We start from the raw sequence: 1,355 nt of genomic DNA, 5'->3' as shown, positions 1-1,355 counted from the left end.
AACACCGATGAACCCGTCCCTTGTGATTGGCCAGACGCAGCAATTTACGGCGACCGGCACTTACAGCGATGGCAGCACGCAGAACATCACCAGCTCCGCGACCTGGAGTTCCGCGAATGTTTCCGGAGCCACGATCAGCAGCGCCGGTCTGGCTACCGCCATTGCGACCGGAAGTACAACCATCCACGCAGTTTCAGGATCGATCTCCGGTTCCGCGACCCTGACGATTGCCGCAGGCGCGTTTCCATGGATCCCCTATGATACGTGGATCGACTTTGAGCAGGGCACGGTTGGGGCACAGGCGAATGCGACCCAGTTGGCCGCATCGACGCATGACGTCCAGGGAGTCTGGTCCGTGGTTGATCCGAACAATCTGTTGAGTATTCAGACTGCTGCCGAGGACCCGGGGCACGCCGTCACCGGTGACACTGGAACTCGCGGCATGGCGACCAATCTGAACAGCGGAGCTTCCGCTTATGCTGAATGGGATCCACCAGCGCAACAAAGCTCCTTCTCGATAGGGTTGTGGTACAAAACCGGCGAGGCGGTGCCCTGGTCCAGCGGCCCCTTCTTTGTTCTCTTCTACAACAACTCCTTTGGGCCGATGATCAGGCTGTCCGATGAGAGATCACCCTATACCAACGTCCGCCAGATTCAGGTGAGCCCTCTGAATCAAGCGGTGGCCGGGGTTGCCGATGACACCTGGTATTGGATCACCATGAAGTGGACCCAGAACAGTCAGGGAACCATGAGTGTTTATGACAAGTCACTGAGCCTTATAGGCACAGTCAATTTCACCGATACCTTCAACGTTCCGGTACAGGCAATTCGACTAGGTAACCCTGGATCCGTTCCCGAACCAGGAGCAGTCTCCTATATCGACGACTTCATCGTCGACTATACCCATGCAAACTTCCCCCTCCTGCCCAGCATCCCTACAGTCGTCGGACCTCCTACTCTGGTCTCAATTGCCGTTACTCCGGCTAACGCTTCGTTCATGGCCGGTTCAACAACGCAATATACAGCGATAGGTACATACAGTAACGGAAGCACTCAAAATCTCACGAGCTCAGTTACCTGGACGTCTACAAATCCAGCCATAGCAACAATCAATAGCGCGGGTCTGGCTACTGCAGTTGCATCTGGCACAACAACAATCCAAACAACCTCAGGGGCTGTGAGCGGTTCCACGAATCTGACAGTTACAGTTCCTCTTGCACTTGCGTCCATCGCCATAGCTCCTGCTAATTCGACTATCCTCGCAGGTCAGACGGAGCAGTACACAGCGACGGGGACTTATAGTGATGGCAGCACGCAGAACCTGACGAATTCTGTGGCATGGAGTTCGACGAATT

The 1,355-nt window shown here is 55.2% G+C and carries 1 protein-coding gene; it reads left to right on the top strand.

Annotation, left to right across the window (positions count from 1 at the left end):
- Nucleotides 1–1,355, top strand: a 1,355-nt coding sequence (locus tag GSQ81_RS19555) for an Ig-like domain-containing protein (protein WP_174237995.1), incomplete at both ends; no start/stop codon positions are given.

Source organism: Granulicella sp. L56 (assembly GCF_009765835.1).
Taxonomy (GTDB): Bacteria; Acidobacteriota; Terriglobia; order Terriglobales; family Acidobacteriaceae; genus Edaphobacter.
The sequence above is the reverse complement of the archived record's forward strand: the minus strand, read 5'-3'. Positions and strand labels throughout refer to the sequence as shown.